Source organism: Vibrio fortis (assembly GCF_000695685.1).
Lineage (GTDB): Bacteria > Pseudomonadota > Gammaproteobacteria > Enterobacterales > Vibrionaceae > Vibrio > Vibrio fortis_A.
This window is the reverse complement of the sequence record NZ_JFFR01000023.1, coordinates 12,294-30,348: the sequence shown is the minus strand read 5'-3', so window position 1 is coordinate 30,348 and position 18,055 is coordinate 12,294. Positions and strand designations below refer to the sequence as shown.

Below are 18,055 nucleotides of genomic sequence, written 5' to 3'. Positions count from 1 at the left end.
ACATGATTAAATTTGGTACGGGTGGCTGGCGCGCTTTCATAGGTGAAGAGTTCACTCGCGATAACGTTCGCTTGGTCGCTCAAGCACTGGCTAACATCATCAATGATGAAGATGCGGCACAAAATGGCTTTGTAATTGGCTACGATCGTCGCTTCTTATCCGATAAAGCAGCCTGCTGGTTTGCTGAAGTACTTGCTGCTAACAACATCAAAGTCAGCTTCATCGATAAGTTTGTTCCAACCCCCATCGTAATGTTCCAAGCGAAAGAGATGGGCTGCACCTACTCAGCATGTATTACCGCTTCTCACAACCCAGCGGATTACAACGGCATTAAAGTATTCATCGAGGGTGGCCGCGATGCTGATGAGATCATCACCGAAAAGATCGAACAGCAAATTGCTACGCTAACTAGCGAAGACGTTGTGCGCGTCGATTTCGAACAGGCGTTAAATGATAAAGAGATCGAAATCATCAACCCGATGAACGACTTTGTTGATTCGATCATCAACTTCATCGATATCGATGCGATCAAGAAAGCCAACCTTCGTGTGCTGATTGATCCTATGTTTGGTGTAGCTAAAAATGCGCTTCAAACTGTTCTTATCAACGGCCGTTGTGATGTGGACGTGATCAACGACGGTAAAAACCCAGACTTTGGCGGTTTGATGCCGTCACCGAGCGCAGCAACATTGTATCGCTTGAAGCACTTGGTTGCGGCTGAAGGCTATGACATAGGTATTGGCACCGATGGCGATGCTGACCGCCTAGGTATTATCGATGAGAAGGGTAACTTCATTCACCCTAACGAAGTGCTACTGCTGCTTTACTACTACTTACTGGAATACAAGGGCTGGAAAGGTTCGGTAGTGCGTAACATTGCAACCACTCACCTACTCGATAAAGTCGCCGCTGACCACGGTGAAAAGAGCTTTGAGGTTCCAGTAGGCTTTAAGCACATTAGTTCACAAATGGAAGCGGATGACTCACTGATTGGTGGCGAAAGCTCAGGCGGCTTGACTATTCGCGGACACATCAAAGGTAAAGATGGCGTATTCGCTTCAAGCTTGTTGGTTGAGATGATCAGTGTAACAGGCAAGAAGCTCTCAGAGCTGCTGGATGAGATCTATTCAAAGTACGGTTATGCATACACCGCCGAGGGTGATTGCACATTCAAGCCTTCTCAGAAAGAGGCGCTTTACACCAAGATTTACGTAGAGAAACAGCTGCCTGAATTTGAATATGAAATTGAAAAAGTCAGCTATGAAGATGGAGCGAAAGTCTACTTCAAGAATGGTGGCTGGGTGATTGCTCGCTTCTCAGGAACCGAACCGTTGCTGCGTATATTTGCAGAAATGGAAGATAAAGACACTGCTGAACGTGTTCTTCAAAACATGAAAGCCTTCCTATCTTTGTAACTCCTTAAGGAAGGGTTTTATACCTAGATTTAACCCTATAGGTGAAGAACGCTTGCCCAGTATCCTACTTAGTCAGTTTGATACTGGGCTTTTTTATTCACATGAGATTGTTTGTTAAACGAATCTTAGAAAGCAAGAACGCCCTTGGTATCGACTTTCACTGTCACTGGCATGCCGACTTCCAATGCTTCAGAAGAGGTCGCCAGCAGTTTCTGACCATGCGCTTCAATCACATAACGGCAATGGTCTCCCATAAACTGCTGCTCCAATACAGAGATAGCGCTGTCTTGCTCATAGCTGGCCAAGATATGCTGAGGTCTCAACAACAACTCACAGTCATTGCCCAACTCGATGTCCGTTTGAGATTTTGCCTCAACCACGCCTAAGCTGGTTTCAAATTCATGTTCAGATATACGCTGAGCATTCAAGTAGCTACCGCCACCTAAGAAGTCTGCAACAAACTTGCTCGAAGGGTGGAAATACAACTCCGAAGCAGAACCGTACTGTTCGATCACACCATGGTTCATCACAGCCATTTTGTCAGCAAAGGCGAAAGCTTCTTCACGACTGTGCGTTACAAAGATCGCGGTAACGCCCTGCTTCTTAAAGATCTTTCTGATCTGAGAAATCAACTCATGTCGAACCTGAGTATCAATATTTGAAAATGGTTCATCAAGTAACAGTAGATCTGGCTTATAAGCTAATGAGCGTGCGATTGCGACGCGTTGCTGTTGACCACCGGAAAGTTGGTGTGGGTAGCGCTCGCCGTACTCATCAAGATGTACCAGCTCAAGCATCTCACGAACCTTAGCCTGCTTCTCCTTCTCAGAAAGATCTCGCAAGCCAAAAGCAACGTTTTGATTTACCGTTAGGTGCGGGAAAAGCGCATAATCTTGAAAGATCATGCCAATGTTGCGTTGCTCTGGTGGTAGCCAATTCTTACCATCATCAATGGTTTGGCAATTAAGGTTCATGACACCACTGCTCAGCGGAAGCAAACCAGCAATCGCCTTTAGCAACGTTGTTTTGCCACAGCCACTGGCACCAAGCAGACATACAATCTCACCGTGCTCAACCTCTAAGGAGAGAGACTCTAAAACCGTCTGAGACTCATACTTACAAGTCAGGTCTTTAATTGATAATGCACAACTCATTAGTTTTTTTGCTCCAAAGAACGGTTAACGATGATAAGCGGAATCAATCCCACAAGAACCAGTAATACCGCAGGCATTGCGGCCAGTTCAAGGTGCTCATCCGAGGCGTAGTTATAAACATAGGTCGCAAGCGTTTCAAAGTTGAATGGACGCAGTAACAGTGCTGCATTCAGTTCTTTCATTGATTCAATAAACACCAGCAAACCAGCGATTAAGGCCCCACGCTTAATCAAAGGAAGGTGTACTCGGCGTAACATCTGGTTGGTGTTACAGCCCATGGTTTTCGACGCCATATCCAATGATGGAGAAACCTTGCTCAAGCTACTTTCGATACTCCCGATTGCGACAGCCGAGAAACGCACCACCATCGCAAAAATCAGTGCGAACATTGAGCCAGAGAAGATAAGTCCTGGACGCCCCCATTCCATCGCTTTGGCAATATCGTTCACCAAGTGATCCATAAACAGAACCGGAACCATAACACCGATAGCCAACACCGTTCCTGGTACTGCGTAGCCCATAGAAGAGAGACGCATGTAAGCAAGGTTACGCTTGCCCGGATTCACTCGCTGATTAAAGTTAACAATCAGTGCTACTAGGACGCCAATCACAGCGGCGAGAACAGAGACATTTAAACTGTTCATCGCGTACTCTCTAAACTCGGCAGTCCAACTTTGAGCGAAGTATTTGTACGCGTAGATAAGTAGTTGACCTAACGGAAATAAGAAAGCGACACAAACCAATCCCCAACACCAGAACAGTGCTAACCACTTTTTCCAACCGTTCAGCTGATAACGGAAGTCTTCTCGGCTATTGAATTGGTTTTGAAATAGCTTCTGCTTGCGGCGACTGTAGCGCTCTGAACTCAATAACAAGATCACGATAACTAGCATGATAGCCGAGATCTTGGCAGCAGCCGTGAGGCTAGAGTAACCAAGCCAAGTATCGTAAACCGCAGTGGTTAGCGTATTAACCGCAAAGTAGCTTACTGTACCGAAATCACCTACGGTTTCCATTGCAACAAGGGATAGGCCAACCGCCATCGACGGGCGAACCAACGGTAGAGAAATACGACGGAAACTTTCCCATGGAGAACACTTTAGGAGTCGCGCAGATTGCAACAAAGAAACATTCTGCTCCATAAATGCAGCACGGCATAGCAGGTAGACATAAGGATATAGAACCAGAGAAAGTACAATAATTGCACCGCTTAGGGTTCGGATATCTGGGAACCAATACTCACCCGGCCCCCATCCTGTTATATCACGCAGCAGAATCTGCACTGGTCCAGCGAAATCAAACCAATCGGTAAAGATATAACCTACGATGTAACCTGGCATCGCTAGAGGAAGTACTAGCGCCCATTGTAGGACCCGCTCGCCAGGGATACGGCACATTGCCATGATCCACGCTGAGGGAATCCCAAAAATCAACGACAAACACATGGTACCGAACACTAAAACCACTGTGTTGTAGGCGTAGGTAGGCATCACTGTAGACATAAGATGAGAGAAGAGCTCATCCGTTTCACCAACAGCGGTTGTGAATATCGCTAAGATCGGAAAAACCAGCAGCAAAGCAATCACTCCACTACTGGTGTTCCATATATAATTCTTTTGTTTCATCGCTTAATTACAACGGAGAGGGATAACTCGAAAATGCGTTTGAAAATACATCTCATATCCTTTTAAAAACTAAGGGTAGTTATACCGATATCGCACTGTGACTGCAAGGCGCGAAGCTCAGAACTCACCAGTTCTAGGCGTTGCTTTGTATCAAAAAGTGACTTGCTTAAAAACAAAACAACCCCAAGTCCATAAAGTAGGAACTTGAGGTTGTTAATCAATCTAGGCTGCAGCCTACATCAATGAAATTAAAGGTCGAATTTAACTTCATCTAGAAGTTTGATTGCCGCTTCGTGGTGGTTAGCAATCTCATCTAGAGAAATTGTATCTGCTTTGAACTCACCCCAAGATGCTACAAGCTCAGATGGTTTAACATCAGCTTTTACTGGGTATTCGTAGTTCACTTCAGCATACATACCTTGTGCAGTGTTACCTGCTAGGAATTCCATTAGCTTAACAGCGTTCTCTTTGTTTGGAGAGTATTTCGCCATTGCCATACCAGAGATGTTTACGTGAGTACCAGTAGTCTCTTGGTTAGGGAAGTTGATGTAAACAGCATCAGCCCAAGCTTTTTGCTCTTTATCGTTAACCATCTTACCTAGGTAGTAGCTGTTACCAAGAGAAACGTCACATAGACCTTCTTTGATAGCTTTAACTTGTGCACGGTCGTTACCTTGAGGCTTACGAGCTAGGTTTGCTTTAACGCCTTCTAGCCACTCTTTAGTTTCAGCTTCGCCTTTATGAGCAATCATAGAAGAAACTAGAGATACGTTGTAAGGGTGCTTACCGCTACGAGTACAGATTTTGCCTTTGAATTCTGGCTTAGCTAAGTCTGCGTAAGTGAAATCTTCACCTAGACGGCCAACACGGTCACGTGAAGAGTAAACGCTACGCGTACGAGTTGTTAGAGCAAACCATTCGTTATCAGTATCTTGGTACTGAGCTGGGATGTTCTTCTCTAGTACGTCGCTCTCAACAGATTGAACTAGACCTTGCTTAGTTAGCTCAGATAGACGGCTGATATCCACAGTTAGGATAACGTCAGCTGGGCTGTACTCGCCTTCTTGAGCTAGCTTCTCTGCTAGACCTTTCTTAGCGAACTTAACGTTTACTTTAATACCAGTTTCTTTCGTGAACTCGTTGAACATAGGCTCAACAAGGAAAGGTTGACGGTAAGAGTATACGTTCACTTCTTCTGCCGCGATTGCAGCTGTAGGTGCGATAGTTGCACAAGCTAGAGCAGAAAGAGTTAGCAGTTTTTTCATTGGTTCAGTCCTTTAACTTCGTAATGATAACGTTTATCAGTTGCGTTATTATATTCATCATAATTTAGAAAACAATGATGAAGAACAAAAAAACCTGCTCATCCGAGCAGGTTTCAAGTAGGTTAAATGTAAATATTTGTAAATGTTACTTCACAGATACGAACTCTGGGTAAGCACCAACACCACAGTCGTGCATATCCATACCTTCTAGCTCTTCGTCTTCGCTTACACGGATGCCGATTGTTGCTTTTAGGATTGCCCACACCGCTAGACTTGCACCGAATACCCAAGCAAAGATTACTGCAGCACCGAATAGTTGAGCACCAAATGTTGCATCAGCGTTGCTTAGTGGCACAGCCATCAGACCGAAGAAGCCACACACACCGTGTACTGAGATAGCACCTACTGGGTCATCAATCTTAGCTTTATCTAGAGCGATGATGCTGAATACTACTAGCGCACCAGAAACTGAACCGATAGCGACTGCAAATAGAGGTGATGGAGATAGTGGATCCGCCGTGATAGCCACTAGGCCAGCCAACGCGCCGTTCAATACCATTGTTAGGTCTGCTTTACCCCAAGTTGTCTTACACACTAGTAGTGCTGCGATTGCACCTGCTGCTGCTGCTGCGTTTGTGTTTAGGAAGATTTGACCTACTGCTGTCGCGTTTTCAAAGTCCGATACCATTAGCTGAGAACCGCCGTTGAAGCCGAACCAACCGAACCATAGGATGAATGTACCTAATGTTGCTAGTGGCATGTTTGAACCAGGAATTGGGTAGATTTCACCGTTTTTACCGTATTTACCTTTACGAGCACCCAGTAGAAGTACGCCAGCTAGAGCTGCTGCGGCACCTGCCATGTGTACGATACCTGAACCTGCAAAGTCACTGAAGCCAGCTTCAGATAGGAAACCGCCGCCCCATGTCCAGTAACCTTCCATTGGGTAGATGAACGCTGTCAGAACCACAGAGAAGATTAGGAATGACCATAGCTTCATACGCTCAGCAACCGCACCAGATACGACTGACATTGCTGTTGCAACGAATACTACTTGGAAGAAGAAGTCAGATTCTAGAGAGTGATCCGCACCTTCACCTTGCGTACCAATTAGTGCACCAAAAGATGGCAACCAACCGCCTTCGCCGTTATCGACATACATGATGTTGTAACCAACAACTAGGTACGTCGTACATGCAATCGCATACAAACAAACGTTTTTAGTTAGGATTTCAGTGGTATTCTTTGAACGTACAAGACCCGCCTCAAGCATTGCAAAGCCTGCCGCCATCCACATTACCAACGCACCTGAAATGAGGAAGAAAAAAGTGTCTAGTGCGTAACGTAATTCCGTTACTGTTGTTAAAAGTTCCATATTAAATTCTCCAGTCCTTGAATTCTTAAAGTGCTTCTGCGTCCATTTCGCCTGTACGGATACGTACTGCTTGGCTCAGGTCGTACACAAAAATCTTACCGTCACCGATTTTTCCGGTGTGAGCCGCTTGGCTAATCGCTTCAACAACACGGTCCACGTTTTCTGCTTGAGTCGCGATTTCTAGTTTTACTTTTGGAAGGAAATCAACTTGATATTCCGCACCGCGGTACAGTTCCGTGTGGCCTTTTTGGCGACCAAAACCTTTAACTTCTGATACAGTCATACCTTCGATACCGACATCAGATAGCGCTTCTCTCACATCGTCTAATTTGAATGGTTTCACTATGGCATTGATGAGTTTCATAATCGTTCCTTAGATTTTTCACTTAGTCCGTTAATACTCTTTCTATAATCCAAGTAGCGTGCCAAAAATTTAAATTATTGATATTTAACAACTTTAACTTTGCATACCTCTAATAACGAAAAAGGTCGCACCATAATGGTGCGACCTTTTCACTATCTTAATGCGCTGGTATCAAATTGCTCTATATTTGGGCAATGCGCTCAATTGGGTACTCTACAATCCTAAAAAATCTACCCAGCGCTCCATCAGCAACTCAAAATCATCAATTCCACAAACCGATAAGCTTTCACTGTTGTAAAAGTCGAATTCACTGCCCTCTTCCATTTCATACTCATGGCCGAGGACATTCTCTTGAACCGTTACTTCATCTTCATTGATCGATAACGTGATCTCTTTACCTACCATTGAAAGCTCATTGCTAAAGTTAGTACGTGACTCTTCAACAAGTGCTAGCACCTGATCGATTTTACTTTTGTCTTTACCAATCTCTTCTTGAAGCCAACGTCCAACGATTTCGTGCCCCATGCTGCATTTCACGTAGTACTCACCCATCAAAGTGTTTCTTGTAAATTCGAATTCCATAGTGGCTCCACGCTGTAACTGCAGATAGGGTTAAAAATGAGGCGAGAGTATATAGCGAAGTAATCAATAGATCGAGGGGCTCGTCACCCAGCATTCAGACATAAAAAAACGCCCTCTACGAATAGAAGGCGTTTAATTAGTTACTTAGTCAATCAGCGATTATGCTGGTTCTTGGAAAATAACTGTATCGGCTTTTTCCGTGTACTGACCCATTTTGTGGAAGTTCAGGTAACGGTACGTGTCAGCTGCCGTTGCATTAATCTTCTCTGCGTACTCTAGGTACTCTTCTTTCGTTGGGATACGACCTAGAATCGCACCTACAGCAGAAAGCTCAGCAGACGCTAGGTAAACGTTCGCACCTGTACCCAAACGGTTCGGGAAGTTACGAGTAGACGTAGACATTACTGTCGACTTGTCTGCAACACGTGCTTGGTTACCCATACATAGAGAACAACCCGGAGTTTCGATACGAACCCCTGCACGACCGAAGATGCCGTAGTAGCCTTCTTCTGTTAGCTGGTCTTTATCCATCTTAGTTGGCGGAGCCACCCATAGGCGAGTACTTAGAGAGCCGTTGAACTCTTCAAGCATCTTACCTGCAGCACGGAAGTGACCGATGTTGGTCATACAAGAACCGATGAACACTTCTTGGATCTCTGTGCCTTGAACGTCAGAAAGAAGACGAGCATCATCTGGATCGTTCGGTGCACATAAGATTGGCTGATCGATGTCAGCAAGGTCGATTTCGATAACGTGAGCGTATTCAGCATCTGAATCAGCAGACAGCAACTCAGGGTTCGCTAGCCACTCTTCCATTGCTGTAATACGACGCTCGATAGTACGAACATCACCGTAGCCTTCAGCGATCATCCACTTAAGCATAACGATGTTTGAGTTCAGGTACTCTTCGATAGACTCTTGAGACAGCTTAACAGTACAACCTGCCGCTGAACGCTCAGCAGATGCATCAGAAAGCTCAAACGCTTGCTCAACAGATAGGTGCTCAACACCTTCGATTTCTAGTACGCGACCAGAGAATTCGTTGATCTTACCTGCTTTCTCTACTGTAAGTAGGCCTTGCTTAATGCCGTATAGAGGAATTGCATGTACTAGGTCACGTAGCGTGATACCTGGCTGCATTTCACCTTTAAAGCGAACCAAGATAGATTCTGGCATATCAAGAGGCATTACACCTGTTGCTGCCGCGAATGCAACTAGACCAGAACCTGCAGGGAATGAGATACCTAGAGGGAAACGAGTATGCGAGTCACCACCTGTACCAACAGTATCAGGAAGAAGCATACGGTTTAGCCAGGAGTGGATAACACCATCACCTGGGCGTAGTGAAACACCGGCACGGTTCATGATGAAATCAGGTAGTGTGTGGTGCGTGTTTACGTCAACTGGTTTCGGGTATGCCGATGTGTGACAGAAAGACTGCATCACTAGGTCTGCTGAGAAGCCAAGACATGCAAGGTCTTTAAGCTCATCACGCGTCATAGGACCTGTTGTATCTTGAGAACCTACTGTAGTCATCTTAGGCTCACAGTATTGACCTGCGCGAACACCTTCAACACCACATGCTTTGCCAACCATCTTCTGTGCTAGCGTGTAGCCCTTGTCAGATGCAGATGGATCAACTGGCTTAGCAAACAGATCTGTCTCTTCTAGGCCAAGAGAAGTACGAGCACGGCTAGTTAGACCACGACCGATGATTAGTGGAATACGACCACCCGCACGAACTTCATCAAGCAGTACTTTGCTCAACTCAAAGCTAGAAATCTCTTCACCATTTTTACGTACAACGCCTTCGTATGGGAAGATGTCGATAACATCGCCCATGTTCATGTTCTGTACGTCTAGTTCGATAGGTAGTGCACCAGAATCTTCCATTGTGTTGTAGAAGATTGGAGCGATCTTACCACCCAGACAAACACCGCCAGTACGCTTGTTTGGTACGTATGGGATATCTTCACCCATGAACCATAGTACTGAGTTCGTCGCAGACTTACGTGAAGAACCTGTACCTACAACATCACCTACGTAAGCGAGTGGGATACCATCTTTTTGCAGTTCTTCAATCTGAGCGATTGGGCCAACAGTGCCAGGTTGATCAGGGTTGATGCCGTCACGTTCCATCTTCAGCATCGCTTTGGCGTGTACTGGAATGTCTGGACGAGACCATGCGTCAGGTGCTGGAGATAGGTCATCGGTGTTCGTTTCACCAGTGACTTTAAATACTTTTACTGTGATTTTTTCAGCAACTTTCTCTTTCGAAGTAAACCAATCAGCGTCTGCCCAAGATTGAAGTACTTGTTGTGCTGAAGCATTACCTGCCTTGGCCTTCTCTTCTACATCATAGAAAGCATCAAACATCAGTAACGTGTGAGATAGTGCTTTAACAGCAATAGGAGCAAGTTCAGCATCATCAAGAAGTGAAATCAACGACTCGATGTTGTAACCACCTTGCATAGTACCTAGCAGCTCTGCCGCTTTCTCTTTGCTAACAAGTGGTGATTCTACTTCACCTTTGGTGATAGCAGTTAAGAAGCCCGCTTTTACGTAAGCAGCTTCATCTACACCTGGTGGAATGCGATTTTCTAGTAGGTCAAGAATGAACTCTTCTTCACCTTGAGGTGGGTTCTTTAGAAGTTCAACTAGGCCAGCAACCTGCTCGGCATCTAGTGGTTTTGGAACAACTCCTTCGGCAGCACGTTCTTCGACGTGTTTACGGTAGGCTTCAAGCACGACTTTTTTCCTCTCATTGCGGTCCACCACCTTCCTTCATAATTGTTAGTAAAATAAAGCGGTGAACATCCTTGGAAACTTGGCTCTCCATTGCCATTTTCGTCATTCAATTTGTATTGATGATCGGCATCAGAGAGGCCAAACTGTGGGCGGTATAGTAGCAAATTTAACGATTAATTAAAATCTTATCATTTTGACCAACATAGCAAGTTAAGACGAAAGTCCCACTATTTTTGCCTAATTAGTCGCCAGTATCGCTATTTTTCGCATGGTTATTTATATGACGTTCCGATAATAAGGTAAACAGAATCGTAGTTATCTTCTGTCATACCATACGCCAAAATAATTGGCCCAATCGGAGAGTCGACGCCTGCAAACAGCGAGCCTGCGGTGTACAGCGGCGCTTCATGAATTTTCAAATCATTGTTCGACCAAACACCACCGTGTTCAATGGATGCGCCCAGATAGAACGGGGACTCAAACAAGCCGAAATCATTATCAAACCATTTATAGCGGTACACTAAACTGGTAAATGCCAGGTTTTGACCGAGTAAACTGTTACGCGGAATACCTGATAGGTTTAAGAAACCTCCGAGTTGTTTCGGGTCGATTGGGAATAGAGAATTTTTACTTTCCACGATGCCGTAATCCACCTTTGCGACTAAAGTATGGCGTTTGTAGCTCTGTGCAGCCATTAGATTGGCTGAGAACTCATACACGGTGTCATTGTCTTGAACAAGGTTGGGATCAGAGATAACAGTATCAGAGTCAAACTCATCATGAGAAACAAGGTATTCTAAATCAACGAAATAACCTTCCGTAGGAAGACTGAAGTTATCTAAGGTATCAAGACGATAGCTTATAAAACCACCGATTCGCTCGTAAGAGCCACCACCAAGCGACGGCAACGATGAAACTTCAACCTCACCATCAGTGTATCGCCCACCAAATTTCAACTCTTGCCACAAAGTTGGTTGATAACCGAACGCCAGCTCAACGATGTTCTCCTTGTATGTCATCGAGACAAAGTCTTGAGTTACATCTAAGGTAGGTTCCTCAATTTCATCGATGTTAGCGGGTAGGTTTCGTTTCTGGTTGGCATAGACATACGACGCTGAGGTAAACAGGTTGTGATGTGAGAAGAACGGAGAAAACAGCTCAGCCTCAATGCGCTTATCAGTACCCATCTCTAAATTGGTTCTAAGCTCTGCACCGTGCTGATTGATATCCGTAAAGTTTGCAGAAACACCAATTGAGTATTGGCTATCAGTAGCAAAGTCATCTTCTAAGAAAAAGCGGAAGTTAAGGTAGTTTGGCCCCCACTCTTTCTCGTTCACATCAACGACCAATTGATCGACACCATCAACATCATCGAATTGGTAGGTAATCAGTTCAAAGCGATCGAGCGCGTAGAGGTTTTGTACACTGGTTTCAATTTGACTGGTTTTCAAGACTTTCCCAGCTTCAAGGTTTAGGCGGTTCTCAATCAACTTGTCGGAATAGTGGCTGTTATTGTTAATCACAACCTCATCAACCACAGTTTTATCACCGTGCTTTAGTTTACGGCGAGCTTGCTGCTTGCCTTCAACATAATCTTGATACTTGGCAGTACTCATTGAAAGGCCGCGAAGCTTGTCTTCAAACTGGTAGGCAACTTGATAACCCGCTTCATAAGCGCCGGGCATCTTATCAAACTCAGTGGTCTCCATCTGGCCAACGTCAGGCTTAAGAAAGACGTCCTCTTCCGTTAAAGTTTCTGCTTGTTGTTGAGTGCTGCGACGTACCAAGTAGTTCGAAAGTTGATCAGCGACCGTGAAAAGGTTGGTGAACTCTTCTTCGCCTTTGTAGTTAGTGCTGATGTCTACTGCGATAACAATGTCCGCGCCCATCGCACGGGCAACATCAACTGGCATGTTGTTGATGACACCACCGTCGACCAGCATGCGGCCATCAACCTCATAAGGAGGTAAAGCGCCCGGCACTGACATACTCGACATCATTGCATCGACGAGCTGCCCTTTATCAATCACCACCTCTTCCAGTTCTATGATGTCTGTTGCGACAGAGCGATATGGGATAGCAAGATCATCAAAAGATTCAAATGGAGCTAGGTTCCCCGTTGTCTCACGCAGGATACGAAGCATGTTCTGACCTTGTACGACACCCGTTGGTGCACGTACCTCTCCCCAACCTAAACCTAAATCCGTGGTCAGTTGGTAACGGTCTTCATACTCTTTGTCGCGCACGCGTCGGTCGCTACGATTTACACGGTCGCGATAGCCTTTGTTCCAATCAACAGAGTAGATAAAGCTTTCAATCTCGTCGGCACTCATGCCCGTTGCGTACAAGCCGCCTACATAGGCCCCCATACTGGTACCTGTAACGTAGTCGACTGGAATGTGCATCTCTTCAAGAGCCTTTAGGACACCAATATGAGCTGCGCCCTTGGCTCCGCCACCAGCAAGAACCACGGCGATACTTGGGCGAGTTTTCTGCTCAACTTGCGTTTTGTCGGCTGGCTCAACCACATTTTCAGCCAAAACCTGAGAGCAAAACACAATCCCAACGACACCTAAACCACGACTCAGCCAACGAGAAATCATCATTTAAACTTTATCCTTGTCATCAATTTCTTATGCAACTTTACCACTCAAAAAGCTTCTTTAGCCACTGTTTTGGTTGGCTTTCACATCCCTTTTTAATGTCACCACGTTCATCCCAAACGGGTAACTGCACCGGCCCATCACAATTAAACTCTAGTGCACCAGAGTTCGTATTCACAAAATTAGCGGTAGCTATACCATTTGGCCAAGGCAAACGCAGCACTTCTGGGCCACGTTGTTTCAGGTAATCTGCGTAAACACGAAGAGCACCACTCGAACCGGTTAGTTTCGTTGGTTTATTGTCATCGCGCCCTAACCAAATTGTGGTCACTTCACGGCCATCAACGCCTACAAACCAGCTATCTCGGCTATCGTTACTGGTGCCCGTTTTACCTGCGAGGCCAGCCCAAGAAAACTGGCTCTGTAAGAATCGGCCCGTCCCTTCTGATACACCTCGTTTCATTGCATAGGTGGTAAGCCATGCCGCTTGCTGCTCAACACTTTGTGACACACGAGGTATTGATTGATAAAGAACCTCACCATCGTTGTCGACCACTGAGCGTAATGCAGAGAGTGGCGCTTTTCTGCCTGAGTTAGTGACCGTTTGATACATCTGCGCCACTTGGAAAGGAGTTAAAGAAAATGAGCCCAAGAACATCGATGGCACAGGGCGAATCTCACTTTTATCAACCCCGAGCTTTTCAATGGTATTCGACACAGAGTCAATGCCTAGCTGCATTCCTAGGCGAACCGTCGGCACATTGTAAGACTTAGATAGCGCCACATATAAAGGCACCTCACCGCGGAATTTACGGTCAAAGTTTCGCGGGCTCCATACGCTTCCCTTACTGCCTTTCAAGCTCAGCGGCGTATCCATCAAGGTCGTCGCCAGTGTGTATTTATCCGGTTGCTGTAGTGCTGTTAGGTATACCGCAGGTTTGACTAATGAGCCGATCGGGCGGCTTGCATTCAATGCACGGTTAAAACCGTCGTAGCCAGTGCGTTTACCACCGACCATAGCTCTTATCTCACCGGTATTACGGTCAACCGCAATCGCAGCTGCTTCAAGTTTATTGCCTGCGGTTTTAGCTAATTGAGGAACCTTGCGCGCGATGGAGCGTTCTAGCTCTTGCTGTGAGACAGGGTCTAGCGAAGTAAAGACTCGCAAGCCTTTTTGTGCCTCAAATCGGTCACCAACAAACTTCTTCAACTCGATATTCACTTGCTGGAAGTAAGCTGGTTGTCGACTCGCTATACGCGGGTTGTCTTGAATATCAAGATCTCGACTGGCTGCCGCCTCATATTGGCTAGCACTCAAGATATCTTGTTGCATCATCAGGCGTAACACCAAGTCACGTCGTGTTTTTGCACGCTCAGGATAGCGAACTGGGTTGTAATACGATGGCCCTTTCACCATCCCTACCAGCAGTGCCAGTTGGTCGATTCTCAGCTCTTGAATTGGTTGTCCGAAATAGAGACGCGATGCCAAACCGAAACCGTGAATCGCCTCACCACCGTTCTGACCTAGATATACCTCATTAAGGTAAGCCTCAAGAATTTCATCTTTGCTGTATCGGTAGTCCAAAATCAGCGCGATATAGGCTTCACGAATCTTACGCCAAAGGGTGCGCTCACTCGATAGGAACAGGTTTTTCGCGAGCTGCTGTGTCAGTGTACTACCACCTTGTACAGTACGTCCGGCCTTGACGTTAACCACCATCGCACGAGCTATCGCTAATGGCGATACACCATCATGCTGATAGAAATCTCTATCTTCGGTCACGAGTAGAGCATCGACCATCACCTCAGGGAACTGGTTTCGCTTTAAGAAAAGACGTTGTTCATCGTTACTTTTCTCAAGCATGCCTAGCATCTTAGGTTCAATGCGCAAATAGCCCATATCGGCTTTTTTCTCAAGCGACTGAATACGGGTTAACTCATTGCCATTAAAGTGCAACATCACATGACGGTCAGCCTCTGGGCCATCAACAAATTCAAATGGGCGACGTATCAGCTCAATCTTAGTTGAAGACGAAGAGTACTCCCCCGGGTGACGAGGAGCACTGACCTTACGGTAGTTGAGTACATCTAGCTCATTACGTACTTGCTGAATGCTGATTGGGGTACCCGGCGATAAATCTAATACTCGGGCATAAACCACTGTTGGTAGGTCAAAGAGCTGCCCTTCAAAACGCTGTTTCACCACAGTATCGAGATAAATGCCAACAAAGAGCAAGATCGCAGCAACAGCAAGGCCAGCTTTCCAAGCAAAGCCCCACAGCATTCTCAACCAACCTCGATTGGCTTTGCTTCGCTTACTCGGCGTTCGCTTTTTTGCAGTTGCTCTCGGCTTTCTTGTTTTGGTTGACTTATTTTGAGGCGACTTGGCTGTCGGTGACTTTTTCGCAGGTGCCTTTTTCGCTGGCCCCTTTTTTGGTGTAAACATTTTTATCATCATCGATTCAACTGTCGTTTGGTTTTGGTCGTCGCTACATGGTTAGCCGGGTCATCTGGCCAAGGGTGTTTAGGGTATCGACCTTTCATCTCTTTCTGAACTTCTTTATAAGCCCCAGCCCAAAAACCGGCTAAGTCTTGAGTGATTTGCAATGGCCTTTGTGCCGGTGAGAGTAACTCAAGTACGACTTTTTTACGCCCTTGAGCAATCAAAGGAGAATCTTGCTCACCAAACACTTCTTGCATTCGAACCGATATCACAGGTTCTGCATTTTCTTGATAACGAATAGATTTCTTACTCCCCGTAGGCATCACGTAGTGTGTAGGCAACCATTGGTCGATCTCTTGGTTTAATGGCCACCCCAGATACGCCATCAAAGCCTGCTCGACATTGACATTTTGCAGCCCTTTTACTGATTTCACACCATTCAGGTACGGCATTAACCAGTCATCTAAGTTCGTCAACAAACTTTGCTCATCAGCCGCGGGCCATGCTTGCTCAGGCAGCCACTGCCCCGCACACAAAATGCGCGCTTGGAGTTGCTTTGCTGCAGATGTCCAATTCAATATCTCCAGGCCTTTACGTCCTACATAGTTGAGCAGAGCTTCACTGATTTGCTCGCTACCGGGCTCAGGTAAGGCTTTGGTATTAATGACGAGCTGACCCAGACAAACTCGCTGCTCTGCCACTAAACGCCCTCGTTTATCACCCCAGTCAACATAATCGCGAGCCGTAAACATATCTGGAAAATGCTCTTCTAGACTCACAATATCGACTGCGGTGGCTAAGAATACTTGACTGGAGCGACCTGCACTTCTCATCAAATCAATAACCACTAAGTACTCACTATCCGCGAGTGGATCGTCATCGCGCACCTCTGCACCATGGCCATTGGCGAGCAAGAACTGATGATTCTGCTTACCGCGCGATTGAGCAATACGATCAGGAAACGCGAGACACAATGCCAAAGGCAGCAGCAATTCATCAACACTCTGTAGGTCAAATTTATGTTCTAATTTAGTCGCGAGCGCTTTCACACGCTGAGTCATGAAATGATTGCGTGCATGTTTCCCTTGCTTCAAGCGGAATAACGAATGCTGGACATCAGAGACACTACGTTCAGGTTCTTCAATCAACGCAGCGACAGCAATAGCAGCATTCAACAACTGACTACTGTGCTGCTTGGCTTTAATCAGCATGCTGGCAATCCGAGGGTCTAGCCCAAGTTGCTGCGCTTGCTTACCTTGCGCAGTAAATTGCCTACTATGATCCAAAAGCCCCAATTGCTGTAACAAGCTGCTCGCCTGCGCCAATGCCGCTTGAGGTGGAGTATCGAGCCATTGAAGCTCGTCAGCGCTTGCCGCTCCCCATTGAATCAACTCAGCCAGCAAGGAGGATAGATCGGAATGAAGAATCTCAGGAACAGGAACCAAGGGCTGTTGTTGCAATTGAGCTTCGCTGTACAAACGAACGCACAATCCTTCTTCAATACGCCCTGCGCGGCCAGCTCTCTGCTCAGCCGAAGATTGAGATATTTTGACCTGTTCTAGCTTAGTAACACCGGTTTTCAAATCAAACTTCGCCACTCGTTCCAGCCCAGAATCGACCACCAAGCGGATCCCTTCAATCGTCAATGAGGTCTCCGCGATATTGGTCGCCAACACCACTTTACGCTTACCTTTTTCAGCTGGCGAAATTGCTTTCTGTTGCTCTGCAAAACTCAACTGACCATACAGAGCAAATACATCCACACCACTACTCAAGTGTTGCAGTCGCTCTTGCACCTGCTTAATCGCCGAGACACCGGGTAGAAACGCCAGCAATGAGCCTTGCTCTTTCTCCATCAGAGATTCGATTGTTGTCGCCATCTTGGCAGGTAAGTAATCATTAGCTGCCAATGGTTGGTAACGGTACTCGACAGGAAACGAGCGTCCCTGTGATTCAATATATTCGGCCTCAGGTAACAGAGCTTTGAGAGTCGCTTGATCAAGCGTCGCCGACATCACCACGATTTTGAGATCGTCTCTGAGCGCTTCTTGGATCTCCAAACTAAAGGCCAAAGAGGTGTCTGCATGAATACTGCGTTCATGAAATTCATCAAAGATCACCATATCGATTCCCGTGAGCTCTGGATCGCTCTGAATCATACGGGTCATGATCCCCTCGGTAACAATCTCCAGACGAGTATTACGGCTGGTTTTGTTCTCACCACGAACCCTAAAGCCAATCGTCTCCCCTACCTTTTCACCCAACTGAGCAGCGAGATAACTGGCAATATTTCGCGCCGCAAGGCGTCTTGGTTCAAGCATAACTATCTTGCCACTTACCGCCTGAGACTTAACCAGTTGCAATGGGAAGAACGTCGATTTACCAGCACCGGGGGCCGCTTTAAGAATGATTTGGGAGTGAGAACGAACGCCGGAGAGCAACTCGGGCATCACAGCTTCAATGGGCAGTTGTGACAATGGA

The 18,055-nt window shown here is 46.2% G+C and carries 10 protein-coding genes and 1 pseudogene; 1 reads left to right on the top strand and 10 read right to left on the bottom strand.

Going from position 1 to position 18,055, the window contains the following annotated elements; translation table 11 throughout:
• The first annotated feature begins 2 nt into the window (after positions 1-2).
• On the top strand, positions 3-1,415 hold the full coding sequence (locus VFDL14_RS10485) for a phosphoglucomutase/phosphomannomutase family protein (protein ID WP_032551513.1): 1,413 nt from the start codon (positions 3-5) through the stop codon (positions 1,413-1,415).
• A gap of 125 nt (positions 1,416-1,540) precedes the next feature.
• Here the strand turns inward: VFDL14_RS10485 and VFDL14_RS10490 are convergent, their stop codons facing one another.
• The 10 genes and pseudogenes from VFDL14_RS10490 to hrpB form a co-directional block, all read right to left on the bottom strand.
• A complete protein-coding gene (locus tag VFDL14_RS10490) occupies positions 1,541-2,569 on the bottom strand; it encodes an ABC transporter ATP-binding protein (RefSeq protein WP_032551512.1) in 1,029 nt (342 codons plus the stop codon).
• Positions 2,569-4,194, bottom strand: coding sequence for an ABC transporter permease (locus VFDL14_RS10495; RefSeq protein ID WP_032551511.1), 1,626 nt, complete (start codon positions 4,192-4,194; stop codon positions 2,569-2,571). The genes VFDL14_RS10490 and VFDL14_RS10495 overlap by 1 nt, the downstream gene beginning before the upstream one ends.
• Positions 4,195-4,442: 248 nt before the next feature.
• Positions 4,443-5,459, bottom strand: a complete 1,017-nt coding sequence (locus VFDL14_RS10500) for a Fe(3+) ABC transporter substrate-binding protein (protein WP_032551510.1) — start codon at positions 5,457-5,459, stop codon at positions 4,443-4,445.
• Between the two features lie 145 nt (positions 5,460-5,604).
• Positions 5,605-6,834, bottom strand: coding sequence for an ammonium transporter (locus VFDL14_RS10505; RefSeq protein ID WP_032551509.1), 1,230 nt, complete (start codon positions 6,832-6,834; stop codon positions 5,605-5,607).
• 25 nt (positions 6,835-6,859) lie between these two features.
• Entirely contained in the window at positions 6,860-7,198 is a 339-nt protein-coding gene (gene glnK, locus VFDL14_RS10510; protein ID WP_004738200.1) for a P-II family nitrogen regulator, read from the bottom strand.
• A 213-nt stretch (positions 7,199-7,411) separates the two neighbouring features.
• Complete coding sequence (locus tag VFDL14_RS10515; protein ID WP_032551508.1) at positions 7,412-7,780, bottom strand: YacL family protein; 369 nt, start codon at positions 7,778-7,780, stop codon at positions 7,412-7,414.
• A gap of 159 nt (positions 7,781-7,939) precedes the next feature.
• The gene (gene acnB / locus VFDL14_RS10520; protein WP_032551753.1) at positions 7,940-10,528 is read right to left on the bottom strand and encodes a bifunctional aconitate hydratase 2/2-methylisocitrate dehydratase; all 2,589 of its coding nucleotides are present in this window, start codon (positions 10,526-10,528) and stop codon (positions 7,940-7,942) included.
• A 272-nt stretch (positions 10,529-10,800) separates the two neighbouring features.
• Positions 10,801-13,014: pseudogene (locus tag VFDL14_RS10525) on the bottom strand (patatin-like phospholipase family protein); the annotation flags it as partial.
• Between the two features lie 157 nt (positions 13,015-13,171).
• Positions 13,172-15,589 (bottom strand): penicillin-binding protein 1B, encoded by a 2,418-nt coding sequence (gene mrcB, locus VFDL14_RS10530; RefSeq protein WP_032551507.1) that lies wholly within the window; start codon positions 15,587-15,589, stop codon positions 13,172-13,174.
• Positions 15,586-18,024, bottom strand: coding sequence for an ATP-dependent helicase HrpB (gene hrpB, locus VFDL14_RS10535; protein ID WP_235201722.1), 2,439 nt, complete (start codon positions 18,022-18,024; stop codon positions 15,586-15,588). Before hrpB ends, mrcB begins: the two co-directional genes overlap by 4 nt.
• Positions 18,025-18,055: the final 31 nt, after the last annotated feature.

Coding starts and splice junctions, on each gene's coding strand:
- VFDL14_RS10485 (WP_032551513.1), top strand. CDS start 3: ATGATTAAATTTGGTACGGGTGGCTGGCGCGCTTTCATAGGTGAAGAG.
- hrpB (WP_235201722.1), bottom strand. CDS start 18,024: ATGCCCGAGTTGCTCTCCGGCGTTCGTTCTCACTCCCAAATCATTCTT.
- VFDL14_RS10495 (WP_032551511.1), bottom strand. CDS start 4,194: ATGAAACAAAAGAATTATATATGGAACACCAGTAGTGGAGTGATTGCT.
- mrcB (WP_032551507.1), bottom strand. CDS start 15,589: ATGATGATAAAAATGTTTACACCAAAAAAGGGGCCAGCGAAAAAGGCA.
- glnK (WP_004738200.1), bottom strand. CDS start 7,198: ATGAAACTCATCAATGCCATAGTGAAACCATTCAAATTAGACGATGTG.
- VFDL14_RS10515 (WP_032551508.1), bottom strand. CDS start 7,780: ATGGAATTCGAATTTACAAGAAACACTTTGATGGGTGAGTACTACGTG.
- VFDL14_RS10505 (WP_032551509.1), bottom strand. CDS start 6,834: ATGGAACTTTTAACAACAGTAACGGAATTACGTTACGCACTAGACACT.
- VFDL14_RS10500 (WP_032551510.1), bottom strand. CDS start 5,459: ATGAAAAAACTGCTAACTCTTTCTGCTCTAGCTTGTGCAACTATCGCA.
- VFDL14_RS10490 (WP_032551512.1), bottom strand. CDS start 2,569: ATGAGTTGTGCATTATCAATTAAAGACCTGACTTGTAAGTATGAGTCT.